The 26,015-nt window shown below is 64.4% G+C and carries 19 protein-coding genes; 11 read left to right on the top strand and 8 right to left on the bottom strand.

Annotated features, from left to right (window positions below):
* The first annotated feature begins 133 nt into the window (after positions 1-133).
* From VMI09_15935 to VMI09_15920, 4 genes are all read left to right on the top strand, one after another.
* Complete coding sequence (locus tag VMI09_15935) at positions 134-475, top strand: hypothetical protein (GenBank protein HTQ26177.1); 342 nt, start codon at positions 134-136, stop codon at positions 473-475.
* A 96-nt stretch (positions 476-571) separates the two neighbouring features.
* Positions 572-3,706 (top strand): efflux RND transporter permease subunit, encoded by a 3,135-nt coding sequence (locus VMI09_15930; protein HTQ26176.1) that lies wholly within the window; start codon positions 572-574, stop codon positions 3,704-3,706.
* A 17-nt stretch (positions 3,707-3,723) separates the two neighbouring features.
* On the top strand, positions 3,724-4,881 hold the full coding sequence (locus tag VMI09_15925) for an efflux RND transporter periplasmic adaptor subunit (GenBank protein ID HTQ26175.1): 1,158 nt from the start codon (positions 3,724-3,726) through the stop codon (positions 4,879-4,881).
* Between the two features lie 15 nt (positions 4,882-4,896).
* Positions 4,897-6,261, top strand: coding sequence for a TolC family protein (locus VMI09_15920; protein ID HTQ26174.1), 1,365 nt, complete (start codon positions 4,897-4,899; stop codon positions 6,259-6,261).
* 33 nt (positions 6,262-6,294) lie between these two features.
* Here the strand turns inward: VMI09_15920 and VMI09_15915 are convergent, their stop codons facing one another.
* From VMI09_15915 to VMI09_15895, 5 genes are all read right to left on the bottom strand, one after another.
* Entirely contained in the window at positions 6,295-6,729 is a 435-nt protein-coding gene (locus VMI09_15915) for a hypothetical protein (GenBank protein HTQ26173.1), read from the bottom strand.
* Positions 6,730-6,758: 29 nt separating this feature from the next.
* A complete protein-coding gene (gene pstS, locus VMI09_15910; GenBank protein ID HTQ26172.1) occupies positions 6,759-7,820 on the bottom strand; it encodes a phosphate ABC transporter substrate-binding protein PstS in 1,062 nt (353 codons plus the stop codon).
* A 213-nt stretch (positions 7,821-8,033) separates the two neighbouring features.
* A complete protein-coding gene (locus VMI09_15905) occupies positions 8,034-9,794 on the bottom strand; it encodes a hypothetical protein (protein HTQ26171.1) in 1,761 nt (586 codons plus the stop codon).
* Between the two features lie 142 nt (positions 9,795-9,936).
* Positions 9,937-10,284, bottom strand: a complete 348-nt coding sequence (locus tag VMI09_15900; GenBank protein HTQ26170.1) for a hypothetical protein — start codon at positions 10,282-10,284, stop codon at positions 9,937-9,939.
* A gap of 93 nt (positions 10,285-10,377) precedes the next feature.
* On the bottom strand, positions 10,378-11,001 hold the full coding sequence (locus VMI09_15895) for an OmpA family protein (protein ID HTQ26169.1): 624 nt from the start codon (positions 10,999-11,001) through the stop codon (positions 10,378-10,380).
* 433 nt (positions 11,002-11,434) lie between these two features.
* Here VMI09_15895 and VMI09_15890 point away from each other — a divergent pair, with 433 nt between their 5' ends.
* The 3 genes from VMI09_15890 to VMI09_15880 all read left to right on the top strand — a co-directional run bounded on the left by VMI09_15890 (position 11,435) and on the right by VMI09_15880 (position 15,516).
* A complete protein-coding gene (locus VMI09_15890; GenBank protein HTQ26168.1) occupies positions 11,435-13,750 on the top strand; it encodes a CoA transferase in 2,316 nt (771 codons plus the stop codon).
* A 129-nt stretch (positions 13,751-13,879) separates the two neighbouring features.
* On the top strand, positions 13,880-15,268 hold the full coding sequence (locus VMI09_15885; protein ID HTQ26167.1) for an amidase: 1,389 nt from the start codon (positions 13,880-13,882) through the stop codon (positions 15,266-15,268).
* Positions 15,269-15,300: 32 nt separating this feature from the next.
* The gene (locus VMI09_15880; GenBank protein HTQ26166.1) at positions 15,301-15,516 is read left to right on the top strand and encodes a hypothetical protein; all 216 of its coding nucleotides are present in this window, start codon (positions 15,301-15,303) and stop codon (positions 15,514-15,516) included.
* Between the two features lie 36 nt (positions 15,517-15,552).
* Here the strand turns inward: VMI09_15880 and VMI09_15875 are convergent, their stop codons facing one another.
* Together VMI09_15875 and VMI09_15870 are read right to left on the bottom strand one after the other, a co-directional pair.
* Positions 15,553-16,494, bottom strand: coding sequence for a hypothetical protein (locus VMI09_15875; GenBank protein ID HTQ26165.1), 942 nt, complete (start codon positions 16,492-16,494; stop codon positions 15,553-15,555).
* Positions 16,491-18,575, bottom strand: coding sequence for a thioredoxin domain-containing protein (locus VMI09_15870; GenBank protein ID HTQ26164.1), 2,085 nt, complete (start codon positions 18,573-18,575; stop codon positions 16,491-16,493). The genes VMI09_15875 and VMI09_15870 overlap by 4 nt, the downstream gene beginning before the upstream one ends.
* A gap of 357 nt (positions 18,576-18,932) precedes the next feature.
* Here VMI09_15870 and VMI09_15865 point away from each other — a divergent pair, with 357 nt between their 5' ends.
* From VMI09_15865 to VMI09_15850, 4 genes are all read left to right on the top strand, one after another.
* The gene (locus VMI09_15865; GenBank protein HTQ26163.1) at positions 18,933-20,312 is read left to right on the top strand and encodes a DUF1254 domain-containing protein; all 1,380 of its coding nucleotides are present in this window, start codon (positions 18,933-18,935) and stop codon (positions 20,310-20,312) included.
* Between the two features lie 196 nt (positions 20,313-20,508).
* On the top strand, positions 20,509-21,618 hold the full coding sequence (locus tag VMI09_15860; protein HTQ26162.1) for a 3-keto-5-aminohexanoate cleavage protein: 1,110 nt from the start codon (positions 20,509-20,511) through the stop codon (positions 21,616-21,618).
* Positions 21,619-21,721: 103 nt separating this feature from the next.
* Positions 21,722-22,465 (top strand): carboxymuconolactone decarboxylase family protein, encoded by a 744-nt coding sequence (locus tag VMI09_15855; protein ID HTQ26161.1) that lies wholly within the window; start codon positions 21,722-21,724, stop codon positions 22,463-22,465.
* Between the two features lie 156 nt (positions 22,466-22,621).
* Positions 22,622-24,556: a glycosyltransferase family 39 protein gene (locus VMI09_15850; protein HTQ26160.1), complete on the top strand. Its 1,935-nt coding sequence runs from the start codon at positions 22,622-22,624 to the stop codon at positions 24,554-24,556.
* Between the two features lie 70 nt (positions 24,557-24,626).
* On the opposite strand, the gene dnaN is transcribed toward VMI09_15850, so the two are convergent.
* Positions 24,627-25,769 (bottom strand): DNA polymerase III subunit beta, encoded by a 1,143-nt coding sequence (gene dnaN / locus VMI09_15845; protein HTQ26159.1) that lies wholly within the window; start codon positions 25,767-25,769, stop codon positions 24,627-24,629.
* Positions 25,770-26,015: the final 246 nt, after the last annotated feature.

Here is a 26,015-nt window from a genome sequence, read left to right as displayed (position 1 = left end):
ACGGCGCATCGTGCAACGCCGATGCGTTACCCGGATGTTAACCGCGCCGGTTGCCGCACAGACAGTCGCCTAATACAATCTCGCCCCGATGACGGGTTTCTCCAGCAGCCGCGATGCCCGAGTCTTCTGGCTTGTGGGGGTGGCGCTCGCGCTCAGCCTGGCGGTGGTGGTGCCGATCCATCTGAACCATCGACTCCTACCGGCGTGCGGCGCCGAGCACACGGGGCTGCGCGCCTCGCATCACACGCTCGTCGAGCGGATCGGGCGCGCGGTGGAAGCTCAAATCGACCATTCCGGGCGCGCGCCGGCACCGGACAACCTCGCCGTACCGGCTCTCGTGGCGGCGCTGCCAAAGCTTTTTCCGCGCGCGGCGACCGCCCCTTCGCAAACACCCAGGTTACGGCGTCTCCGAATCGCTCCGACCGATGCGGACGGCGGAGATCCGTTCAGCCACACCGTATTCTTGCGCGTCTGATTCGCGCCGCGCCGGCTCAGGTCCGCCGCGGCATGAGATAGACCGCGGCCCTCGCGCGCGCGACGCGAGGACGCCCAGGCCGGCTGAGGTTGTGCGATGCCATCCTTCTCGCTGCGCAATCCCCACACGATAATCGTGGGCGCGCTGATCATTACCATTCTCGGTTTGAACGCGTTCGCCCGGATGCCGGTGGACGTATTTCCGCCGCTCCATATTCCGGCGGTCGTCGTCGCCACGTTTTATCCCGGCATGCCGCCGCAGGAGATGGAACGGGACATCACGACCCGTTTCGAGCGCTTTTTCACCCTCGGCAGCGAGATCGAACATATCGAGTCGCGCTCGCTGCCCGGCGTCAGCATCATCAAGGTCTTCTTCCACACCGGGGTGAACCTGGGCGCGGCGGCGGCGGGTCTGGGCGACCTCGCGATGGCCGATCTGCGCCATCTGCCGCCGGGCACCTTGCCGCCCCTGGTGTTGCCCTCGGGCGCGTCGTCGTTGCCCGTGGTGCTGGTGACGGTCTCGGGCAAGGGCTTCAGCGAAGCCGAGCTGCGCGACCAGGCCCAGTACAACATCCGCAACTTTCTCGCCACGGTCGAGGGCGCCTCGGTACCGCCGCCGTTCGGCGGCAAGTATCGCCAGATCATGGTCTATCTTGACCGCGACTCGCTGCAGGCGCGCGGGCTGACCCCGATGGACGTGGTGCACGCGCTCAACCGCGCCAACCTGATCATCCCGGCGGGCGACGCCAAGATCGGCACCGAGGATTACTTCGTTTACACCAACTCGATGATCGACAACCCGGCCAACATCAACGACGTGCCGGTCAAGGTCGGGCGGGGACAGGAGCCGGTTTACGTGCGCGACATCGGGCACGCCGAGGACGCCGCCCAGATCCAGCAGAATATCGTGCGCATCAACGGCCAGCGCTCAGTTTACATCCCGGTGCTCAAGCAAAGCGGCTCGAACACCATCTCGATCGTCAACGGCATCGACCAGGTGCTGCCGAAAGTAACCGGGATGCCCAAGGGCATGAAGCTGCAGGCGATTTTCAGCCAGTCGACCTACATTCTTAACGCGATCGACGCGCTCGAACACGAGGCCGTGTCCGGCGCGGTGCTGGCCTCGCTGATGATCCTGATCTTCCTCGGCAGCTTCCGCTCGACCTTCGCGATTTTTCTCTCGATCCCGCTGTCGATCCTTGCGGGCGCTTTCGGCCTCATGATGGGCGGAGCGACGATCAACATCATGACGCTCGGCGGCTTCGCGCTCGCGATCGGGCGCCTGGTCGACGACTCGACCGTGGTGCTGGAAAACATCAATCGCCATCTGGCCGAGGGCAAGGAGCCGAAAATCGCGGCCCGCGAAGGCGCGGAAGAAGTCGCGTTGCCGGTGCTGGCGTCGACCATCACGACCATCATCGTGTTCTTCCCGGTGATGTTCCTGTTCGGCGTGGCCAAGTACCTGTTCAGCGCGCTGGCGGTGACGGTGGTGCTGTCGATGATCGCGTCGTACCTGGTGGCGATGACCGTCATCCCGATTTACTGCGCGCGCTTTCTGACCGCGGAGTCGGCTCGCGAAGCCGAGGAGGGCGCGACCCACGGTCCGTTCGGCGCGTTCATGCGGGTTTACGAGCGGTTCGCCGCGCGCTACGAACGGATCCTGGACCGCGCGCTCAATCACAAGCTCCTGGTGATCGGGGCGGTCGCGATGGTGTTTGTGCTGAGCATCTCGATCTACCCGTTGATCGGCACCGAGCTTTTCCCGCAGACGGACGCTGGCCAGTTCATCATCGACTACCGCGCGCCCGTCGGCACGCGTATCGAACTCACCGAGCAGCTGACCGAGCGGATGGAGAATGCGGTGCGCCAGGTCATCCCGCCCGCCGAGCTTTCAACCATCGTCTCCAACCTCGGCCTCGCTCCCGGCTTCTCTTCGATCTATTCCTCGAACGCCGCGCCGGATTCGGGCTTCATGATGGTGGCGCTCAACCCCGCGCACAAGGTCTCGACTTTCGTGTACATGCATCGCCTGAAAGAGCTTCTGCCAAAAGCGGTGCCCGAGGTGCGGACCTTCTTCAGCTCCGGCAGCATCATCGATTCCGTGCTTAACTTTGGGCTCGCAGCGCCGATCGACGTGCAGCTCACCGCGCCGACGTACCGCGCGCTGTTTCCGGTCGCGCGCGCGGTCGAGGAGGCGCTGCGCAGCGTGCCGGAGATAGCCGACACTTTCATCCCACAGGAGGCGGACTATCCGACGCTGAGGGTCAAGGTCGATCGGGTCAAGGCGGCGCGCCTCGGCCTCAACCAGTATGACGTGGTGGCAAACGTGATCACGGCGCTGACCTCCAACGAAATGATCGCCCCGTCGATCTGGATCGATCCGAAGTCCGGCAATGACTACTTCCTCACCGCGCAATATTTCGAGCAGGACATCAAATCGTTCGAGACGCTGCTGAATATTCCCGTTTCGGTCGCGCCCTCGCCGCGCGCACGTCTCGACGCGCTGACCCTGCGCGACGTCGCGACCATCGTCCCCGAACGCCATCCCGCCGAGGCCGACCACTACAACATCCAGCGCGTGGTCGACGTGCTGGTTGCACCGCGCACCCAGGACCTGGGCGGCACGCAGAGCGCGGTGATCAAGGCGCTCACGCGCATCAAGATGCCGGAGGACATGAGCTACCAACTGCGCGGCTCGGTGGCTTCGATGGAAAAATCGTTCTCGAGCTTCGGTTTCGGCCTGGCGATGGCGGTAATCCTGCTGTACCTGGTGATGGTCGCGCAGTTCCGCTCCTTCCTCGACCCGGTGATAATCATGTTCGCCGTTCCGATGGGCCTGATCGGCGTCATCTGGACGCTGTACCTGACCGGCACCACGCTCAACATCGAATCCTTCATGGGCATCATCGTGATGGTGGGAATCGTGGTTTCGAATTCGATCCTGCTGGTCGATTTCGCCAACCAGCGCCGCCGCGAAGGCCATCCGCTGCGCCGCGCCGTGGTCGAATCGGCGCGCATCCGCATGCGGCCCATCCTGATGACCGCGCTCGCGACCATCGTAGGGCTGATGCCGCTCGCGCTCGAGCTGGGCGCCGGGTCCGAGGCGTCGGCGCCGCTGGCGCGTGCGGCGGTCGGCGGGCTGGCGGTTTCGACCGTGTTCACCCTGATCCTCGTGCCCTCGGTCTATGAGGCCTTCTATTCGCGGCGCGCCGCGAAGGAGGCGGCGCGATGAGGAGGCGGTGGGTCACGATGAATCGATCACGTGCGATGACGACCACGGCGGCGATCCTGCTTGCCGGGGCCGCGCTGCTCGCCGGATGCCATCATGAGGACGCCGAAGCTCCCGCGGCAGCGCCGCAGGTGGTCGTCATCAGACCGCAGCGCGGCGAAGCGATCCGCTCGATAACGCTCCCCGGCGACGCGGTCGGCTACTACCAGTCGGCGCTCTACGCCAAGGTCACCGGTTATTTGAAGGATATCCAGGTCGACAAGGGCGACCCGGTGAAGAAGGGCGAGGTGCTGGCGAACATCGAGGTTCCCGAGTTGCGCCAGCGGCTGGACCGCGCGCGCTCGAACCTGGAGATCCAGCGGCTCACCTACGATCGGCTCGACAAGGTGTGGAAGGAGGATCCGCGGCTCGTCGCGCGCCAGGACGTCGATATGGCCTTCAGCAAGTTCCAGCAGGCGCAGGCCGAGTACAATGAGCTTGCGGCGATGGTCGCGTATACGCAAATCGTGGCGCCCTTCGACGGGATCGTGACCGAGCGCTTCGTCGATCCCGGCGCGCTAATCAGGGCCGGCGGCCAGGACAGCGCAACGGCGCCGATGGAAGGCACGGCGAACGCGGGCGGGAGCGCGGCGCCGGTGGTGAGCGTGGCCGACATCTCGAAGCTGCGGGTGTACGTTTACGTTCCGCAGGATGCGGTCGGCTACGTGCGGGTGGGGATGCCGGTGCGGCTTGAGTTTCGCGAGCTGCCCGGACACACCTACATGGCCAGCGTCGCACGCTTCGCCCATTCGCTGGACTTCTCCACGCGCACGATGCTCACCGAGATCGACCTCGACAACTCGCGACGAGAAATCTACCCCGGCATGTATGCCAACGCCACGCTCGAACTCGAGCGCCACGGCGACGCGATCAAGCTGCCTGACAGCGCCGTCGCCGACAGCCCGAACGGCGGCCATTTCGTCCTGGTCGCGCGCGGCGGCCGGCTCGAGGAGGTCCCGGTGACCATCGGGATCAACACCGGCATCTACATGGAGATCACCTCGGGGCTTAGCGGCAGCGAGAAAGTGGTGCGCTCGCTCACCGCGGCGCTCAGCAGCGGCGAGCAGGTGCGCACGGTGCTCGACAATCACTACCAACTGGGATTCCAACCCGAACTGGTCAAAGCAAACCGCAACTGAGCGGAGGGAAAGACTATGCTGATCACGCCTGGGCGCGCCCTCGCCGTCGCGCTGTCTTGCCTGGTCCTCGCACCGACGCCCACGTTGTGGGCACTTTCGATGCCCACGCCGGGCCAGCGTCTCACGCTGGGCGAGGCTATCGGCTTCACTCTGGAAAACCATCCACGGCGCATGGTCGCGAGCTCAGAGGCGGGTGCGGCCGAGGAGCAGGTCGGCGAGGCGAAGTCAGCGATGCTGCCCCAACTCTACGGCGCCGCCAGCTACCTCGGCGCGACCCAGAACGGCATCGGAGAGGCCGGCTACCTCAACCCCGGCTTCATCCCGCGCCACAACGGCGCAGCCGGCGAGCCGCAGGCCTGGTCGCTCGAAAACAACTATCTGGGCGCGATCGGCGCCTCGCAATACCTGTTCGATTTCGGCCGCGTACGGGGCTTCGTAACCGAGCGCCGCGCGCAAGCAGACGCCGCCGCTGCCCAACTCAAGCTCACCGAGCTTGACCTGATTTTTGAAACCTCGCAGCGCTATTTTGCGCTGCTCGCGGCCCGGCAACTGGTCACCGTTTACGAAGAAGCGATCACCCAGCGCCAGGAACAGGTGCACGAAGCGAAGGTCAGGGCGGCGGCCGCGCTGGCTCCGCAGATCGACGTCTATACCGCCGAGGCGCAGTTCGCGCGCGCCGAAACCCAGCTCCTCGCCGAGCGCAACGCGGTTCTCACGGCCAAGGCGGCGCTGGACAATGCGATGGGCCTCGGCGCCGAAGCGCCCGACTACGAGCTCTCGCAGACGCTCAGCTCCACTGAGATAGTCGGCACGGCCGAGGTTTACGTCGGCGCCGCGATGAAGCTGCGTCCCGACCTCTTGGCGCTCGAAGACCAGGCGCGCGCTGCCGGCGCAAGGATCAGCGAATACCGCAGCGACCTGTTCCCGACGGTGAACGCGGCGGCGAGCTATAATGCGGTCGGGACCGGGCTCCCGGCGGTCAACAACTACAACATCGGACTGGTGATTAGCTGGCCGATCTTCAACGGTTTGCTGACGACGCATCAGATGGAGGAGGCGCGGCTCAGACGCGACGCGATCGAACATTCGATCGCCGATTTGCGCCAGCGCATCCTGCTCGAGGTCAAAACCGCGTTCCTCGACTGGCAGAACGCGCATCAGGAGATCCAGGAAGCGCTGGTCACGCTCGACGCTTCGCGCGTCGAACTCACGCTCGCCCGCAAGCGCTACGCCGCCGGTCTCGGCAACATCATCGAGCTGACCGACGCCGAGCGCGACTTCATCCAGGACAAGGCCGGCTACGTCAACACGCTGTACGCGTTCGCGGTGGCGAAGGCGGGACTGGAACGGGCCGCCGGCCAGTCGCTCGAAGGGCGCTGAGCGCCGCCGGGCGGGCGAGCCCGCGCGGCGCGATCAATACATGATGAACGGTCCCGGCCACAGCATCATGTTCATCTGCTCCTGCTCGACCGCGTCTTCATTCATCCGTGCCGCCGCTTCCTCCTGCTGCGCGGCCTGCTGGCTCAGCCTTATCCGCTCGTACTGCTGGTAGTTCTTCTCGCCGCCGACATAGACGCAGTGGCAGCTCACCGGATCGTTGAACCAGTAGCGCGGCTTGCCGTTGTCGAGGTAATAGCGAACCTTGAGCGGCGTCAGCCGCTGGGTTTCGGCGACTCGCTCGGGCGTGTCGGCGGCCAGCATGTGGAACCCGGCCGCCGCAAGCATCGGTTCGATCCGCTGGGCGCGCTGCTGCGGAGTTTCCTGCAGCATCGAGCATCCGGCGACGACCAGCGCCGCGGCGACGGCGAGCGCAAGAGCCCCTGCGACGCGGCGCGATACCGGTGGCACTCCTGGAAAACGCGGTCGCAGCGCGCCGCCTACTGAATAAGCGATATGCTATTTAGCTCCTTGTCCACCACGCTCTTGGGCAGCGGCGCATAGGACAGCTTTGAGCTCATACTCTGGCCGTCGGTCAGCACCCAGGTCAACAGCTGCGTGATGGCCGTCTTCTTGGCCGGGTCGGAAATCTTTTCGGGAATGAGCAGCCAGGTGAAGCTCGCGATCGGATAGGCGTCGGGCGCGGCCGAATTGGTTATCGATACCCTGAAGTCGTCGGGCATTGCGACGCCCGCCGCCGCGGCGCTCGCGCCGGCGAGCGAGCCCTTCATGAACTTGCCCGCGGCGTTGCGCACTTCGCCGAAGGGCATGTCGCTTCTCAGCGCATAGATAAGTTCCACGTAGCCGATCGAGTTCGGCGTGTTCTTGATAACCGCCGCAACCCCTTCATTACCCTTGCCGCCGAGCCCCACCGGCCACTTGACGGCGGTGCCCTTGCCTACGCTCTTGCCCCAATCGCCACTGACCTTGCTCAGGTAATCGGTCCACACGTAGGTCGTGCCGCTGCCGTCGGCACGGTGCGCGACCACGATGCCGGAGTCGGGAAGGCTGACGCCGGGGTTGATCTTGGCCAGCTCCGGGTCATTCCACTTCGTGATCCTGCCCAGGAAAATTCCGGCCAGCGTCTCGGGGGTAAACTTGAGCGGTTCCTTGATGCCGGCGACGTTGTAGGCAGGAACGACAGCGCCGATCACGGTCGGAAAATGCAGGATGCCGAAGTGATGCTTGTCCTTGTAGGCCTTGATCTGCTCGTCGGTCATCGGCCCGTCGGTCGCGCCGAAGTCCACCGTGCCATCGGTTACCTGCCTGATTCCGCCGCCCGATCCGATCGACTGGTAGTTGACCTCGATGTCCGGATGCAGCTTGTGATACTCGTCGAACCATTTCGAATAAATCGGGTAGGGAAAAGTCGCGCCGGCGCCGGTCACGCGGAGCGCGGCGTTGGAGATTCGCGCCGTGGCCAGGAGAACCATAACGGCGCCGGCGAGCAGCGCCGACGATGCGATTACGTGGGCAGCAAGACTGCGTATCGGTTTTTTCAATGTCGTGGTCCCTTGTTCCGTGGATTTGCGATTGTACCAACCCGACCGCTGGGGCGCGACGAAACTTTAACCGCTCCACGCGCCCCGGATCCGGCGAATCTTGAGGTCAAAAAGCTTGACGGCGCGCGCCGCCGGAAAGTGCGGCGGCGGCCGCGGATGAGCCGGGGAGGACTCATCCAGCGCCGCCGCCGCGGTTGAGGTATGGAGACTACCTCAGTAGCTGAACTCCACGTTGGCGAAGATGGAGTGCGTATCGCGCTGCACCATCTCCGGAATGGCGCCGGTCTTGGGCAACGTCCAACCGTTGAACGTCCCGCCGGGCGAGTAGCCGAGCGGCTTCAGCACGGAAATCGGAATCGTCTGCTGGTTGTGGTAGTACGAGATGTTCTGCGAATCGATCGCGAATCGCACGTACTCGTTGTACTGATAGCTCAGGCCGAAGATCCAGCGCTGAAAGTCAAGTGGGTTAGTGGCGAAGTTGGTATTCGGCATGAACCACTGGAACATCCCGAACAGCGTGAGCGGCGTCTGCGGGATGTGGAAGTGGCCGAAGAAGTCGAAGCCCTGCTGATCCGCCTGGCCGTTGTTCAGAATCGCCGTCTGCGCCGACGCTTGCGGTCCGTAGGTGTTAAACAGCGGATAGCAAGGGTTGAGAACCGTCGGTTTGCCACCGACAATGGTAGTGGTCTTTCCGTCGCCGCAGGAATTGCCGGCGAACGTGCCCGAGGTGATCGGCTTACCGGTCGGGAATCCGAATGCGTCAGCCGGTCCGCTGCCCGACCACAGGTTAGACGCCTGGAACGCGTTGCGGCCCCAGTCGTACTCGCCCGCAATACCCCAGTTATAGGCAGTGTAGTGCACGAGCGCCGCGAGCCTCTGTATTTGCGCGTCACCGCCCTTCAGTGCCGTCGGCAGATCGGCGGTGTCAGGCGCGGTGTTGCCGTAGCCATAGTTATAGAAACCGGTGAAACCCAATCCATCGAAACGCCATTTCGCGCCGAACGGGTACACGGTGCCACGGACCATGGCCTGCTTTGTGTCTGACTGCTCGAAAGCGTGGAAGCTCGAGTTGTCATAAGCGCCGAACGCGTAGTCGAAATAGGTCTTTTCGCCAAACTTGACGGGACCCGCCATGCCCACGCCGACCTGCGTCGAGGACAGGCTCAGGTAGTTCCACGGCGTCAGGTTGACGTAACGGAATCCATAAAGCTGCTCTTCCCAGTCGACCAGCGGATTGGGTTGCTCGCCGAGCATAACCACTCCGCCCTTGAGCATCGGAATCGAATTGAGCAGCCCGTTGTAGGTGAGCACGGCGTACTTCATCCGCACTCCGAGATTCCCGTCGAGGTTGCTGCCGAAGCCCGTCGTCTGGCCGACCTTGTCGTTCGAGGAGCCGATAGTCTTGTACATATTGGGCGTCAGCCGCAGCTCCCAGTCCTTGGTCGGAAAGAAGAAGAAATTGAGATAGGTGCGGGTGACGTCGAACGAGTTGTAGTCGTTGTTACCCGGACCCGGGTTGGTGAGCTGGGTCATCTCCTGCGGCTGGAAACCCGTGTTGGTATAGAAGCGGTAGTCGCCGTAGAAGACTGCACCTAGCCGGAACTTGTCGTGGAAGTCGTCCATGTAGCTCTTCCACGCCGGCTGCATCTGCGCGACCTGCGTCGCCAGCGCCTGGTTCTGCTCCTGCAGCTGCGCCGCGCTCTGCTCGACCTGGGCCTTTATCTGAGCATTGGTATTGGCCTGGACCTTCTGCTCGACCTGCTGCTCGATCGCGTTCGCGTCTTCCGTAGTTATCGAAAGCGGAACGCGGCCCTTGCCCGGCCGCACGAAGACCTGGCCGGTGCTTTGGTCGACCCAGAGTTTCATCGCGCCGCTGCTGGAACTTTGCGCGAACGCACGTTGCGCCCCAGCGGCAACGACTCCGCCCACGATTACGATCGCGAGCGCGACAGCTAGCAACCTGTTACCTTTCATTGACCCTCTCTCCTCGGCTTTTCGGCTTTTTTGCCGAATACCCCCGTCACCGGTGACCTGCCTTCTATCGCCGCGCGCTTGCGGCAGTCCCATGCTGCGTTGATCCGTTTGCTGCGTTGATCCGTCCGTTGCCATTAGCCCGTCAGTTGGCCGAGCGGGAATCGTAGAGTTCGGTGCCGGTGTAGACCCTTCCGTCCGGGCAGGCGTAGCGGCTCGGCGTCGAGATCGCGACGATCGCGCAGTCCTGCACCCGTATCCATGACGGCACTTTCACGGACTCGTCCTTCTGAGTGAGCTTCATCCCGGTCGTCTGGGACATTGCTGGAGCGCCCTGCTGCGCCGCGACCGGTGCGCCGCCGCTCGGCGGAGGCGGACCCCATCCTCTTTGCGACGAAGTGAGCTCGCTGAAGGATGAGCATCCGGCAGCCGATCCCAGGACGGCGGCGATGATCGCCGCGAGCCCGAATCGGCGCACTACTTCTGACCTCATTCGATCCCCCGCGGCAGAGCCGCTTTGCTTGCGTGCAAGCTTCATATTCCCCCGATAGCCCGCGTTCCGGTTTTCGCGATGCCCGCGTTGTCTTTAGCGACTGCCCGGGGTTCCCATGATGAAGACCTTGCCGGTCGAGTTCGGGACCATTTCGACGCGGCGATTCTGCCCCCGGCCTTCGTCGGTGCTGTTGCTCGCAATGAAGTCTGTCTTGCCGTAGCCGTGCGGACTAAGCCGGCCCTCCGCTACGCCGTGATCGGCCAGGTAGTGCACGACCGCGTCGGCGCGGCGCTGCGAGAGGCCGAGGTTGTATCTGACGCCGCCGATCGAATCGCAATAACCGTTCACGTTCACCGCGACATCCGGATGCGACTTCAGAGTTCCCGCAGCCTCATCCAGCACCGCAGCATCCTGCGGACGGATGTCCGCTTTGTTGAAGTCAAAGTGCACGCCGCGCAGGATAATTTTTTCCGTCGACGACGCAGCCGCTACCTCAGGCAGCGGAGTGACCACGATCGGCGCCGGCGGCGGCAGCGGTGGCAGCACGTATTCACCGGTCCGCGCGCGAGCCAGGTCAAACGAGGTGTAAACCTTGCCGTCCGGGCAGGCCCAACGGTCAGGCGTAGAAATAGCCACGATCGAGCAGTCCTGAACCCGTACCCACGGCGGTACCATGACCTCGCCCTCCTTCTCGTGAAGCCGCATCCCGGTCGTCATGACCATGGGCGGAGCGCCGTGTGCTCCGCTCGGGGCGCCGGTGTTGGCTGGCGCCGGGCCCCATCCGGCCGTCGAGCATCCTGTCGCGATCGCCAGCGCGGCGCCGGCAACCAATCCCACCCCGAATCGACGTACTCCTCCCAGCTTCATTGGACCCCCTGAGTCGTCGCGTCTCGCAACTCGAGCGCGAACATCTGCTTCCTGTTTTGGACGAAATGGCACCGGTCCCGCGTAGGGATACTTTCAACGAGGGGTGTTTTAAAGAGCAAAAGTTACGCGCTGGTTACGCGCGAGTTATGCGCGATTGAATTCATCCGCGCGGAGCCGCTCACGGCCGCGAAACCAGCAGTTTTTGAGCGCTTGCGCGTCGCGCCCGCCCCGTGAGAATTTCGAGCCTTGCGCACAAGCGCCCCTTTTCGCACCGAGCCTACCGATGAATAAGGCCCTCGACGGCATCAACCTGGTTGAATTCGACTCCAACCTAGGCGCCGCTTACGCCGCGATGCTGCTTGCCGAGCACGGCGCGCATGCCATCAAGGTCGAACCCCCGGCCGGCGCCCGCGCGCGCGGCTCGGCGCATTTCCACGCGCTCAATCGCAGCAAACGCGCGCTCTTTTTCGACGTTAAGGCCGAACGTGCGCAGGTCGAGCGGCTGCTGCGATGGGCCGGCGTCGCGGTGATCGGATGGACCGGCGCGCGGATGCGCGAGCTTAAGCTTGATTATGCGGAACTTTGCCGCATCAATCCGGATTTGATCGTGCTGCACGTTCCGCCGCTCGGAAACCGCGGGCCGCTCGCCGATTTCGACGCCAGCGACGAATTGGCCTCCGCGCTCGGCGGCATCTACGGCAGCCAGTGGGCGCTCAGCGGAAATCCCGTGGCGCTGCACTTTCCCGCCGCCAGCTACGCGGCCGGCGTGCTCGGCGCGACCGCCGTGGCCGCTGCGCTCAGCGCGCGCGAGTCGGGCGGCGGCGGGCAACTGGTGGAAGTCTCCCTGCTGGCTGGGGCGTTTTCGCTGCAGACCGGCGGCATCATGCGCCATGAGAAGATGACGCGGATGTACGAAGGACCGCTGGATCCGCTCGGCCCGATTCCTTGCTACCGGCTGTTTCGCGCCGCCGACGGCGAATACCTCTTCGTCGCCTGCGGCAACGTGACCTTTTGGAACAAGCTCGCGCTCGCGCTCGAGCGGCCCGAACTGGTATCTGACGCGCGCTTCGAGGGCGCGCCGTGGGGCGTCGCGAGCGCGCATCGCCAGGCTCTCAAAGATCTGCTGCAGGAAATATTCGCGACGCGGCCACGCGCAGAGTGGCTCCTCATCCTGCGCGAAAACGACATCCCCTGCGCGCCCGTGCTCTCGCGCACGGACTTCATCGGCCACCCGCAGGTCGAGGCGCTCGCGATGCGCCGCGCGCTCCAGGATCCCGCGCTGGGCGCGACGATCCAGGCGGGCATCGCCGTCGGCCTCGAGCGCACGCCGGGCGCGATCGCCGGACCGGCGCCAGCTATCGAAAGCGACCGCGACGCGGAACGATGGCTCCTGGAGCCAGTGCCGAACGTCCGCGCCGCCGCGCCGCAGAACGGCAACTTCGCTCGCGGCCCGCTCGACGGCGTCCTCATCCTTGATTTCTGCAGCTACATCGCGGGCTCGTACGGTCCGATGATCCTCGGTCAGATGGGCGCCGACGTGATCAAGATCGAAAGCCTCGAGGGCGACGCTTTCCGCCACTTTGGCTTCGGCTTCCTCGGCTGGAATCAGGGCAAGCGCGGGCTCTCGCTCGACCTCGCCTCCAGCGAGGGGCGCGAGATAATTCACGGCCTGGTGCGCTGCGCCGACGTCGTGGTCGAAAACCTCCGCCCGGGCAGGATGCGCCGCTTCGGGCTCGACTACGAGGCTTTGGCGGCGATCAATCCGCGCCTCATTTATATGTCGGTCAATGGTTTCGGCAACCGCGGCCCCGAGCATGACCAGCCCGGTTTCGATCCCCTGCTGCAGGCGCGCTCGGGCCTGATGGCGGCCGAGGGCGGCCGCGGCCATCCGCCGCTCTACCTGACCTGCGCCGTCTGCGATTACGGGGCGGCGATGCTGTCGGCATTCGGATGCGCGCTCGCGCTGCGCGCGCGCGCGCGGCTCGGCCGCGGCCAACTATGCGAGACCTCGCTTTTGCAGTCCGCGATGGCGTTCCAGCAGGGCGAATTCATCTTTTACGACGGCCGCCCCGACATGGAAAACGGCCGCCCCGAATCGCGCGGACGCTCGGCGCTCTGCCGCGCCTACCAGTGCCGCGACGCACGATGGATTTTCGTCCACGCCGCCGAGCCCACGCAGTGGAAAGCGATGCGCCGCGTGTGCAATCTCGGCGCCGGCACGCCGTATGAGGAGGCCGCGCGCGCGCCCGAGGACAGCCCGCTTGCCGAAACGATCGCCGCGGCGCTCAAGGCCGTCGATCGCGCCGACGCCCTGGCGTCGCTCGGCGCCGCCGGCGTTCCGGCACTCGCCACGCATCGCACCGCCGAGCTCTTCGACGATCCGCAGGTCCAGGCGAATCAGCTGCTCGCCGAATTGCGCCATTCGCAATGGGGCAGCGTCGTGCAAACGGGCACGCTGGCGAAGTTCTCGGCGACGCCCGGCAAGGCGGAGCATGCCGCGCCGCTTTTGGGCGAGCACACCGACGAGATTCTCGCGCGCCATCTCGGCTACGGCCGCGACCGGATCGCCGACCTCCGCCGCCGCGGGATCGTGAAGTAATCGGCGGCGCGAGCGCTCACGCTCGCGCCGAAAATTGCGCTAGGCTGGCGCGCGTGGACGGGCTCCGCCGGCGCACCTCGGCATCCGGCCCGTCCGCGATAGAGCAACTCCACACGCGCGAGGTGACCGATGGCAAATCCAAGCCCGCTGCTCGATTTCGACGTCGCCACGCTGGCGCAAAAGCTGCGCGCGCAGGAAATTTCGCCGGTCGAACTGACCGAGGCCTATCTCGATCGCATCGAAGCGGTCGACGAGCGCATCGCCTCCTACATCACCGTGACCGCCGACGCCGCGCGTACGATGGCACGCACCGCGGAGAAAGAGATCGCGGCGGGAAAATGGCGCGGGCCGTTTCACGGCGTGCCGATCGGGCTCAAGGACCTCTGCTACACCAAGGGCATCCTGACCACCGGCGGCTCGAAAATCCTGGGCGAGTTCGTTCCGAATCACGACTCGACCGTGTGGACGCGCCTTGGCGCGGCGGGCGCGGTGCTGCTCGGCAAGCTCAACCTGCATGAATTCGCCTATGGCGCGACCACCAACAATCCGCATTGGGGCGCCTGCCACAATCCTTACGACCTCGAACGCATTCCGGGCGGCTCCAGCGGCGGCTCGGGCGCGGCGATCGTCGCGCGCACCGCGGCGGCGACGATCGGGACCGACACCGGCGGCTCGATCCGGATCCCGGCGGCGTGTTGCGGATGCGTCGGACTGAAACAGACCTGGAGCCGCGTCAGCCGCTATGGCGTAATGCCGCTTTCCGACTCGCTCGACCATACCGGTCCGATCACGCGCACGGCGCGCGACGCGGCGCTGATGCTGAACGTCATCGCGGGTCACGATCCCAACGACGCGACTTCCAGCCGCGAGCCGGTGCCCGACTACACGAGCCGCCTCGGCGGCGACCTCAAGGGCATACGCGTCGGCGTGATCCGCGAGCTCAACACCGGGGTCTCGGAGCCCGTGGCGGGGGCCTTCACGGCGGCGCAGAAGCAACTGGCCTCGCTGGGCGCCGCGGTCGAAGAGGTTTCGGTTCCCTCGTTCGTCGAAGGCGCGCTGGTCACGATGGTCGTGCTGATGGCGGAAGCGCTCGAGTTCCACGAACAATGGATACGGGAACGACCCGGCGATTACGGCGCCGACGTCCGCTCGCTCATCGAAACGTCGATGACGATTACGGCGGTCAATTACGTCCGCGCGCAGCGCGAGCGCAACCTGATGCTGGCCGAGGCGCTCAACGCGCTGCAGGACCACGCCGTGCTGCTCGCCCCGTCGCAGGCGACGGTCGCGCCGAAAATCGGCGACCGCGCCTACGACATGATCGCCAACATGGTGCGCTTCACCGGACCGTTCAACGCGACCGGCCAGCCGGTGGTGTCGATTCCGACCGGGCTCTCGAACGAGGGCCTGCCGCTGTCGATGCAGATCATCGGCAAACCCTTCGACGAGGTCGCCGTGCTGCAGGTGGCCGACGCGTACGAACGCGCGCGCGGCCCGCTGCCGCTGCCGAAGATCTGACAGGCTATGGAGTATCTGAAGGAGGACCCGCGATGGCGAAGCTGACGGCGAACACCGCCAAGGCGATGGCGCGCGAGCTTTACGGATATGAACTGAGCGAGGAGTCCGCGGCGGAAGTTGCCGCAGCCGCGGGCGCGATGATCACGCGCTCGCGCAAGCTCGGCAATCTGGATTTAAGCGGCGTTCAGCCCTCGTTCGGCTATCCGACGCTGATTGCGGAGGCCGAACGTATCCGCAAGCGGTGCTGACCTGGAGCAGCGGAGCACGGCTCCGGGGTTGCGTTTTCACAAGCCGAATTCGCACAGCACGAAATCGTGATCTGAGACCCGCCGCCCGAGGACCGAAGTCCGCGCCGCCACCACGGCGGCAGATCCCTCTTTCGGCGCGACTCCGCGCGCCGCGATCCAGTCGAGCTTCGGCCGCCAGCGCATCGGCACTGCCCGGCTCAAGGTGAACGTCGGGGCATGCGCCACGTTCGCCCCTTTGATCGACAGTCCGTGCTCGTTCATTCTGTCGAAGAGCGGCTCGTAGGGCTGCGGCTCGCGAAACCGCCGCGGAGAGGCGACGATCTTCGCCGCCGCGCGCAACAGCGACCATCGCCGATCCATGTCCAGCGTGCTCGTGTTGAAATCGCCGCCGATGATGACGCGCGCTTCGTCGCCGATCGCCCGCAAAAAGTCCTCCATCTGACGGGCGCGCCCCGCGGGATCCCATCGGCGCTCCAGATGCACCACGCCCATCGTGACCCGCCCGACGCCGGTCCTGACACTGGCCAGGATTCCCTGGTGAGCGCCGATCAGCGGATGCCGATAGAAGCGAAACGGCGGCCGGGTCAGCGGGATGGCGCGAAAATCCTCGATCGGCTGCGCACACAGGATCGCGTTGCCGAGCGCGCGCACTGCCCCGCTCGCGCCGACGCGCCCGAACGACGGCACAAAGACGAAGCTCATCCTGAGCGCCGCCGCGAGACTCGGCGCAAATTCGACCATCGCGTGCCGCGGCACCCGCCAGCTTGCCTCGCATAGCAGCAGGGTGCCCGCGTCGGCGAGCGGCGGACGCATGAAACAACGGCGGATCGCATCGAGGTCCGCGCCACCCGCGACATTGAAAACCGCGACTTTGAGCACCGAACGTCCGGCCACCGCCGGCCGGTCCAGCGCCATCGGCGCGAGCGGCAGCACGGCGGCGCCGGCGGCTGCGGTTCGTCGCGCGGCGTTCCCACTCAACCCCTGAGCTCTCCCCTAAGCGCCTCGAACGAGGTGATCGGCGCCGTGCACGTCCGCTCGCGGCAGACGTAGGCCGTAAGTTTGCCGTTAATCTGCGTTTTGCCGCGCACGGCCTCCGGCACGAAGCCGCCTGTCGCGGCGCGCGGGTCGGTCAGAAACAGCGCGCGGTTAGGCAGATAGAGCAGGCCGAGCCGCGCGATCCACTCCTCGAGCTCATCCGCCGCGCAGTCGCCGACGATCACGATCTCGCTCGCGCCGCGCTGGTAAAGATCGATTGCTTCGAGCATGTGCGAAAACGCGAACGGCTGGCGCTCGACGAAGCTCGCGAGCAGATTGAGCGTGCGCCGCGCCTCGGCGAAGTAGCGCTCCTCGCCAGTGTAGGCGTGAAGCCTGAGCAGCGCGAGCACGGCCGCGCTGTTGCCCGAGGGCGTCGAGCCGTCGAAGACCGCCTTCGATCGCGCGATCAGCCGTTCGTGGTCAGCCGAGGTAAAAAAGAAGCCGCCGTTGTCCGCGTCGAGAAAGCGCCCGAGGATCGCGTCGGCCATCGTGCGCGCGAGTTCGAGATAGCGGCCGTCGAGCGAGGCCTCGTACAGGTCGATGAGCCCGCCCGCGAAGAGCGCGTAATCCTCGAGATAGCCGTTGAAGCGGGCGACGCCGTCCTTGTACGAACGCTTGAGGGCGTGGCCGTCCCACAGGCGCGTCATCACGAACTCCGCACCGCGCGCGGCGGCGTTGAGATAGCGCTCATCGCCGAGCGCGCGAAAGCCCTCGGCCAGCGTGCCGATCATCATGCCGTTCCATGCGGCGAGGATCTTTTCGTCGCGCGCCGGCTTGACTCGGCGCTCGCGCGCCTCGAACATACGGTGGCGAATCTCGCCCAGCGCGCGTTCCATCTCCTCCGGACTTCGCTTGAACAGCCGCGCCGCGTCGTCCACGCCGATCGTGCGATGAAGGATGTTGGCGCCCTCGAAATTCCCCTCCGCGGTGATGTCGAAGTAGCGCTCCGCGATCACGCTCAGCTCCTCGCCCAGCACCGCGCGAGCCTCGGCCGGCGTCCAGACGAAGAACCTGCCCTCCTCGCCCTCGCTGTCGGCGTCCTGGGTCGAGTAGAAGCCGCCCTCCGGACTGCTCATCTCGCGCAGCGCGTAATCGAGAATCTCGCGCGCAACGCCCACGAACTCGGGCTCGCCGAGCGCGCGGCCGGCGTCGAGATAAAGCCGTGCCAGCAGCGCGTTGTCGTAGAGCATCTTTTCGAAGTGTGGCACCAGCCATCGATCGTCCACGCTGTAGCGATGGAATCCGCCGCCAAGCTGATCGTAGATGCCGCCCTTGGCCATTTTGGTCAGCGTCTCGCGCACCATGTGCCCGAATTCGAGGTCGCCGGTCGCCTGATGCGTCCGCAGAAACAGCGAGAACACGAACGTGTTGGGAAATTTCGGCGCATGCCCGAGGCCGCCGTTTATCCGATCGTAGTGCTCGGCGAGAGCGCGCGCGCCGCTCTCCGCCAGGTCGGGTTTCAATTCGCCGCCGTCGGGCGTGAACTCCGCTAGTCCGGAAAGTCCCTTGCCCAGCCGCTCGACGTTCTGGCGAATGTCGTCCGGCTTCGTCTGATAGGCGTTGGCGATCGCGGTCAGCACGCGCGGAAACCCGGGCATCCCCTGCCGATCTTCGGGCGGAAAATAGGTGCCGCCGTAAAACGGCTCGCCGGCGGGCGTCAGGAACACGGTGAGCGGCCATCCGCCGCGCCCGGTCAGCAGTTGGACCGCGTCCATGTAAATCTGGTCGAGGTCGGGACGCTCCTCGCGATCGACCTTGATCGGAACAAAATTCTCGTTCATCAACTGCGCGATCTGTTCGTTCTCGAACGACTCGCGCTCCATCACGTGGCACCAGTGGCACGCCGAGTAGCCGATCGAGAGCAGGATGGGCTTGTTTTCGGCGCGCGCCCGCTCGAGCGCCTCGTCGCCCCATGCGTACCAATCCACCGGATTGTGAGCGTGCTGGCGCAGGTACGGACTCTGCTCGTTGATGAGGCGGTTGGGCTTGCGTCCGGAGGCCGCCTGGCCGTGCTCGTCGCTCATAGTGATCGTTAATCTCCCGGGGAGCTTCCCGGCGGCGCGAACCGGGTATCTTTGACGGTAGCACGCGCCGAAGCGGTGTTTCTATCGCTTGCATGCGCGGAGCGCTCGCCGCGATGTACGGGAGCCAGAATCGCCTTGCCCATGCAGTGTCCAGCGCAAGTGCGCGGGTTTCGATCGGACCAAGGTCCGATAGCCGCCCGGCGTGGACTTCTCGCAGGATATCTGGTGAGAAGAGGTCCGCCGAAAGCAGGACCGCTAGAGAATCACTGCTGCCTGAAGGCTTTCACTTACCGAAAGAGAGTTGGTCCAAGAATGAATCCTGCCGCTGCAAGACCGAAACGGGCTCGTTGGCATTCGATGGCTGCATCGCTGATAGCCGCGATCATCCTCAGCACTGGCGGCCATCGTGCCTATGCCGAGGACGTGATGGACATCGCCACCCAGGCCTACATCTACGGATACCCGTTGGTGACCATGGACATGACGCGTCGAGCGCTGACCAACGTCGCCGAGCCCGACTCCAGCCGTGCTCCCATGGGTCAGCTGCTCAAGCTGCGGACTTATCCGGCGGTCGATGACCACAGCGTCACCGCACCGAACGCGGACACCCTCTATACGATCGTCTGGCTCGACGTTTCCAAGGAGCCGTGGATTATCAGCGTGCCCGACATGGGCGATCGCTACTATCTGTTGCCGATGCTCGACGGGTGGACCGATGTTTTCGCGGTCCCGGGCAAGCGCACCAGCGGCGGCGGAGCTCAGCGGTACGCGATCACGGGGCCCGGGTGGACGGGAAAGCTTCCTGACGGAGTGAAAGAACTCAAATCGCCGACCGGAATTGTCTGGTTGCTCGGACGCATCTATTGCACCGGCACGCCGGAAGACTATCAAGCCGTTCACGAGCTGCAGGACAAGTTCTCGGTTGTTCCATTGAGTTCCTATGGCAAGGCCTACACGCCCCCGGCGGGGCAAGTCGATCCAGCCTTCGATATGAAGAAGGCGGTCCGCGACCAGGTCGATTCGTTGGACACCTACGCCTACTTCAACTACCTGGCGAAGCTGATGAAAGACAATCCGCCGGCGGCGGCGGATGCTCCGATGCTGGCCAAGATGGCCAGGATTGGTCTTGTCCCGGGACAGAAGTTCGACTCGAGCAAGCTTGGCCTGCTCGACGAGGAGCTGGTTAAAGCCGTGCCGAAGTTCGCGATGGTCAAGATCCTCGAGTACTTCAAACACATGAAACCGATAAACGGCTGGGTCGTGACAACCAAGACGGGAATCTATGGCACGGACTATCTCCAGCGCGCCCTGATAACGGCTATCGGCTTGGGGGCGAATCGTCCGCAGGACGCGATCTACCCGACCTCAAGGGCGGATGTGCACGGCAAGCACTATGACGGCGCGTCGAAGAAGTACGTGATGCATTTCGCCAAGGGCGCACTACCGCCCGTCAACGGATTCTGGTCACTGACGATGTACGATAGCCACTACTTCTTCGTTCCGAACCCGTTAAACCGCTACACGCTCAGCCAGCGGAACAAATTCGTGACCAACGCGGACGGGTCGGTGGATTTGTACCTTCAGGCCGATTCGCCCGGCGAAGCCAGGGAATCGAACTGGCTGCCTGCTCCCAAGGGCGAATTCATCCCCATGCTGCGTCTGTACTGGCCCAGAGAGCACTCGCCGTCGATCCTGGACGGTAGCTGGAAGCCTCCTGTGATCGAGGCCGTCCGCTAGCAGAATGGGGGCGCGGCGCTTCCCTCACCAGCATCCGCAGGCTGCTCGCGGGTGAGCAGGATTCGTCGGCAAAGCCGCTTTTGGCAAAACGATCTCGAGCAGAAGTGCGCTCGACAAGACCAAGGTCTGACGGCAAGAAGAGCGTCTCGCAAGACATTTAGTACGCAGAAATCAGGACTTTCAGGAGGACTCCTTCATGTATTTCACGGACGATTCGTTATTCCCGGAGAATATGGCGCCGCTGATCATCACCGCGGCGCCCTTCGGACCGGAATGGCTGCCCGGCGACTGCGATATCCCGCTTACCTGGGACGAGCAGCTTCAGCGAGCGGTCGATTGTTACAACGCCGGTGCCACGATGCTGCACGTTCACATACGCGATCCCAAGACCGGTCAGGGCTCCGCGAACTTCGACGAGTACAACTACTTCATCGGGCGCCTCAAGGAAGCGGTGCCGAAGATGATTCTCCAGGTTGGCGGATCGATTTCGTTCGCCCCGCACACGGCGGAAGCCAAGGCCAAGTGGCTCGACTATGACACCCGCCACATGCTGACCGAGCTTAACCCGAAGCCCGAGTTCGTGACGGTGACGACCGGCACGACGCTTTGGGACATCACCAGCGCCTTCGTGCCGGGCGACGCCAAGGGAACGCACCTGGATGACCCCAAGGTGGCGGCCGCGTGGGCCAACATGGTCGTGGATTCGACGCCGGCCTTCTATGTTGAACATCTCAAGCGCCTTCGCGCCCACAAGATTCAACCGTATTTCGTGCCCGGCACCGTTCACCAGCTCGAGATCATCGAACGCCTAATCCGCACTGGCGTCTATATGGGGCCGCTCAACGTGGCCCTCTGCGGCTACGGCGGCGGCACGATGGGCCGCAATCCGTTCGACTGGATGGAGATGGTTCGGCGCACGCCGCACGGGTCGAGCAGCGCGACGTTCTGGAGCAGCATGCGCGGCAATATAGCTATCCAGAATCTTGCGCTGATCCTGGGCCTCCATATACGGGTCGGCAACGAGGACAATATCTGGGACGCGAAGAAACAGCGTTGGGATTCCGTGAAGCAGATCGAGTGGGCCGTGAAGCTCTGCGAGCAGTTTGGCCGCAGGGTGGCGACGGCTGAGGAAGCCCGCAAGATCATGAAAGTCGGCGTTTGGTACGACACCGTGGAAGAGACGCTGTTCAACCTCGGGCTGCCGCCAAATCGCGCTGAAGGCTACAATGGATTCCTGACCTACGAGACCGACGGGCGGATACCCAAGGCGGCGGCCGTCCCGTCGAACCCGACTCGCATTCTGTAGTACGACGACATCGACATAGAAGGTGTCCGGCCGGCTGCGTGCAGCTTCCGGAACGGAGCTGTACGCAGCCGCTGAACCGGCTTTTGTCTTTCAAGGCAGAGAAATGACGACTCCAAAACAAACCGGAATCGGCGGGCCTTGGGACGCTGCTTTGGAACAACTCCGCACGTGGGACCCTGACTGGGCCGAAGCCTGCGCGAGGATGACGACCAACCCGTGGACCTCAGGCATCCTGCCGCGCAAGACGATTGAACTGATAGGCGTCGCGCTCAACGCCGCCTGCACCAACCTGAATCCCGATGGCACTCGCCGCCATATTCGCGCCGCCTTGCAAGCCGGCGCTTCGCGCGAAGAAATCCTGATGGTGCTGAAGATGGCGTCGGTGATGGCGATTCATTCGTGCAGCCTCGGCGCTCCCATCCTGCTCGAGGAGGCGAAAGCGGCGGGCGCGCAACCCGTGCCGAAAGCCAAAGATCCAACGCCCGCGTGCGACCGGATGCGCGCGATGGGCCAATGGAACGACGCATGGGGTCCCTTCCTTGAACTGGACCCGGTCTGGACGGACGAATTCATGACTACCGGGGCGGGCATCTACGGCAGCGGCCTGATGAGTCCGCTAGTTGTCGAGCTTATAAGTATCGCGTTCGACGCTTCCTACACTCATATGTACGCCCCGGGCACGCGCCGCCATATCAAGGCCGCTCTCAAGCTGGGTGCCTCGATGGAAGAAATCATGGAGGTGCTCAAGTTGTGTGTCGTGCAAGGCGTCCAGGCGTGCAATCTTGGCGTGCCGATCCTGGCGGACGAGCTCGCCGCACTTTCAGCCGAGGAGGACAAGGCCCGCTGAAAGCCGGACCGATCGGAAACCACGAATGGCCTTTCCCGGCGCGCTTTGTTTCAGATCGGACTCGCTCGCCATGACGGTATCCCGAGGGCGGTATCCTTCCGCGAAGCCGCTCTCCCCCTTGAACGCGCGAGAACAGGCTGCGAACCTGATCGCGCAATGGAAAGTACCGCTCACCCGCGCCGCGCCGCCGAACGTCTTGCCGGATCGCCGGGTTCTGCCGCCGACGGACCGCCGGAGCCGCGGGATGCCGCGTGCAAGTCTTCAATAGAGGTCTTCGGATACGTCCTCTCGTGGCGCGCGGCCGCGGCCGCCGTCCTGACGCTGGCGGCGGTGATGTTTCTTACCCGCCTGGGCGCGCGAGCGCTCTGGTCTTCTGAATTTCGATGGGCCGAAATCGCGCGTGAGATGCAGCTCACCTCGCGCTATTTCTGGCCGACCATCAACGGCAAGGTCTATTTCGACAAGCCGCTCGGTTCATACTGGCTGGTGCTGGCCGCGAGCTGGCTGACCGGCGGACTCGACGAGACGTCGGCGCGGCTGCCATGCGCCATTGCGGGAGTGCTCGGCGTATGGCTGGTGATGATCGTCGGGCGGCGCCTCTACGACGGCCGCGTCGGGCTGCTTGCCGGCGTGATTCTCGCCACCAGTTTCAGCTTCGTGTTCTTTTCCCGCCATGCCTCGGCCGACGTTGAAACGGTCACCGGCGAGCTGGCCGCGTTCGCGCTTTTTCTGCGCAATGAAGGGCGTCAGGACGGATGGTGGGTGGTCGGGCTATGGCTGGTGATGGCGGCGACATCGCTCACCAAGGGACTGCTCGGCTTCGTGCTGCCGCTGATCGTGCTCGGAGTGTATTCGGGTCTGGCCGATGGATGGGCCGAGTTGGGACGCCGCCTTGCACGCGGCCCGCTGACTGACCGAATCGGATGGCTCTTCGAGCGCAGCCGATGGCTATTCAACTGGAAATCGGTGGTTGCGATCCCGCTTGGGGCGGCGGTTTACTACGTGCCGTTCGCGATCTCGGCCGCGCGCACCGGCTCCGAAAAAGGGCTGGAGATGGTTTATCGGGAAAACGTCGTGCGGTTTTTCCATCCGTTCGACCATCGCGGCCCCATCTATCTTTATTGCTACGTCATCTTCGCCCTGATGATGCCGTGGTCCGCGCTTCTGCCTGCCGCGCTCGCCCAGGCGCATCACCGGTCGGTTCATCGCGGGCCGGTTGACCTATCCCGGAGCGATTCCGGCGTTGAAGTGGAGCGCGGACATCGCTTCGCGCTGGTCTATTTCTGGGCGACCTTCGTCTTCTTCACGCTTTCCGGATCGCGCCGCAGCTACTACCTTCTGCCGATTCTTCCGGCCGCGGCACTGCTCGTCGCGCGAATGCTGGCGATGCCGGTCGAGTCTCTGTCGCCGCTGCCGCGCCGGCTCCTTCGGATTGGTTACGGAGTTATCGCGATAGCGGTCGCGGGCGGAGCGATCGTGATGCTCCCGCCTGCTTGGATATTCAAGGGCTCGATGGCGACGCTGCCGGCAGCTCCCGATCGCGTGATCTATGCGATTTGCTGGGCGGTCTCGCTGCTCTCGGTAATCTACGCGCTAAGAAAGTTCGACACTCCGCGAGTGGCGGTGTCAACGATGACCGTCGGCGCACTTTTCATAGCTTACCTGTTTATTTTTGCGATGCCGGCCGCCGATCGATGGCGCGGGGAAAAGCAATTCGCCCAGGATATCCGCCACCAGATGGGCGCGGCCACCACGGGCGTAGTGCTGTACAAGACCATCGGGCCGCTCTACTACCTCAATCTCCCGGATCCGCTGCCGTACTATGACGATCCGGCCAAATTGCGAGGCGACGTACTTGAAAACAGGGTCCGATGGATAATCGTGCGCCGGCGCGACCGTCAAACCCTGCAAGACCTATTGAATCAGCTCGGCGGCGCAGGCGGGGTGGCCGCCAGCGAACAAGCCTTTCCGTTCGAGGGGCGCCAGCACGTGCTCAACAAGGAACTCCTGGTGGCTGTAGAACCTCCCGGCGCTAACGCTCTACCATCCACGGTCGCGTCGCCAACCAACTCGCCCTCGACCGTTCCCTAACTGGCCGTTGCGCTCGGGGGCGCCAGGGGCGGGCCCTGGACCGGATGGCGGATGCGTTTGCGCGCCAGCCTCAAAGGCGCATCGGCATCACGACGTAAGTGAATTGCGAATCCGCCGCCGAGGTGATTACGCCGGGACTGACCTCGTCGCTAAGCCCTAGGCTCGCGTCGCTCTCGGCCGGCATCACGCCGAGCGCCTGGATCAGGTAGGCGGCGTTGAAGCCGATCGAAAACTCCTCGCCGTTGAAGTTGACGTCGAGGGTCTCGCTGGCTTCGCCCATCTCGGGGCTGGTCGAGGACACGGTGAGCGCGCCGCTCGAGAGTCCCAGCTTGACGCCGTGGTAGCGCTCATTAGAGAAAATCGCGGCCCGCTTGATCGCATTCAGCAAGCCGTCGCGGCCGACTGGGACCGAGTATTTGGAATGCTTGGGGATGACGCCGCGGTAGTCCGGAAATTCCCCTTCCACCAGGCGCATCGAGACTTCGGTCGCCCCGCGCTTAAGCCACGCGAGCTGCCCGTCGAGCATCAGTTGCACTCGCTCGTCGCCCTCCTGGTCGAGCAGCTTGCGCAGTTCGGCCAGTCCCTTTCGCGGGATGATAGCGCTGCCCTGCATCTCGAAGTCCGGGGCTTCGCGCTCGATCATCGCGAGCCGATGGCCGTCGGTCGCGACCATCCTGGCAACACCCGTGGCGGCAGCCTCGACCAGCACGCCGCCGAGGTTGTAGCGCGCCTCGTCGGGGCTGACCGCGAAGATCGTCTTGTCGATCATCTCCGCCAGGACGCGGGTCGGGAGTCCGAGGTCGCCCTTGGCCGCCTTGCGGGCAGCGTCGCCCTGCGGCTTGGCCTGCGCCTGCGCGGGCATCGCGGGGAAGCTTCGCGGATCGAGCCCCATCATTTTGAATTTCGCCCGCCCGCACTTGAGCTCGACCCAATCGTTGTCGAGCGACTTGAAGGCGACTTCGCCGCCCTCGGCCTCGCGCACGATCTCGAAGAGCTTGCGCGCGTTTAGCGTAAAGCTGCCTTTCTTCTCGACCCGGCAGGGAATTTCCGTGCGAATGCCGACTTCGAGGTCGGTCGCGGCCAGCCGCACATTGGCCCCGTCGGGCTCGAGCAGCACGTGCCCGAGTATCGGCACCGTGTTGCGGCGTTCCACGATGCCCTGAACCAGCGACAGGCTGCTCTGCAGCACCGCGCGCTCGATTGTCAGTTCCATTTATCCTCTCCCCGCTGCACTCTTCTGATCCTAAAGATCCGATCTAGATCTAAAGATCATAAGAGTAGCAGTAGGTCCTGTGAATTTGTTGATGGGCAGCGCAACCATTCGTAATTGTTGTGCGATCGGTTGTTGGCAAACAGTTGGCCGGATCCGGCCCGCGATCGCGCCCGCTGCGGCGCCCTCCGTCCCCTGTCGATACTGTGACTATTCTAAACGACTTTTCCACAGAGTTGTTAGCGCCGT

It is taken from the genome of Candidatus Binataceae bacterium (genome assembly GCA_035500095.1).
Taxonomy (GTDB): Bacteria; Desulfobacterota; Binatia; order Binatales; family Binataceae; genus JAKAVN01.
This window is presented reverse-complemented; position numbering and strand designations above follow the sequence as displayed.

What these genes read in the sequence shown, in the direction of transcription:
- VMI09_15930 (HTQ26176.1), top strand. Translation starts at nt 572, where the DNA reads ATGCCATCCTTCTCGCTGCGCAATCCCCACACGATAATCGTGGGCGCG.
- VMI09_15925 (HTQ26175.1), top strand. Translation starts at nt 3,724, where the DNA reads ATGAATCGATCACGTGCGATGACGACCACGGCGGCGATCCTGCTTGCC.
- VMI09_15920 (HTQ26174.1), top strand. Translation starts at nt 4,897, where the DNA reads ATGCTGATCACGCCTGGGCGCGCCCTCGCCGTCGCGCTGTCTTGCCTG.
- VMI09_15905 (HTQ26171.1), bottom strand. Translation starts at nt 9,794, where the DNA reads ATGAAAGGTAACAGGTTGCTAGCTGTCGCGCTCGCGATCGTAATCGTG.
- VMI09_15900 (HTQ26170.1), bottom strand. Translation starts at nt 10,284, where the DNA reads ATGAGGTCAGAAGTAGTGCGCCGATTCGGGCTCGCGGCGATCATCGCC.
- VMI09_15895 (HTQ26169.1), bottom strand. Translation starts at nt 11,001, where the DNA reads ATGACGACCGGGATGCGGCTTCACGAGAAGGAGGGCGAGGTCATGGTA.
- VMI09_15890 (HTQ26168.1), top strand. Translation starts at nt 11,435, where the DNA reads ATGAATAAGGCCCTCGACGGCATCAACCTGGTTGAATTCGACTCCAAC.
- VMI09_15885 (HTQ26167.1), top strand. Translation starts at nt 13,880, where the DNA reads ATGGCAAATCCAAGCCCGCTGCTCGATTTCGACGTCGCCACGCTGGCG.
- VMI09_15880 (HTQ26166.1), top strand. Translation starts at nt 15,301, where the DNA reads ATGGCGAAGCTGACGGCGAACACCGCCAAGGCGATGGCGCGCGAGCTT.
- VMI09_15870 (HTQ26164.1), bottom strand. Translation starts at nt 18,575, where the DNA reads ATGAGCGACGAGCACGGCCAGGCGGCCTCCGGACGCAAGCCCAACCGC.
- VMI09_15865 (HTQ26163.1), top strand. Translation starts at nt 18,933, where the DNA reads ATGGCTGCATCGCTGATAGCCGCGATCATCCTCAGCACTGGCGGCCAT.
- VMI09_15860 (HTQ26162.1), top strand. Translation starts at nt 20,509, where the DNA reads ATGTATTTCACGGACGATTCGTTATTCCCGGAGAATATGGCGCCGCTG.
- VMI09_15855 (HTQ26161.1), top strand. Translation starts at nt 21,722, where the DNA reads ATGACGACTCCAAAACAAACCGGAATCGGCGGGCCTTGGGACGCTGCT.
- VMI09_15850 (HTQ26160.1), top strand. Translation starts at nt 22,622, where the DNA reads ATGGAAAGTACCGCTCACCCGCGCCGCGCCGCCGAACGTCTTGCCGGA.
- dnaN (HTQ26159.1), bottom strand. Translation starts at nt 25,769, where the DNA reads ATGGAACTGACAATCGAGCGCGCGGTGCTGCAGAGCAGCCTGTCGCTG.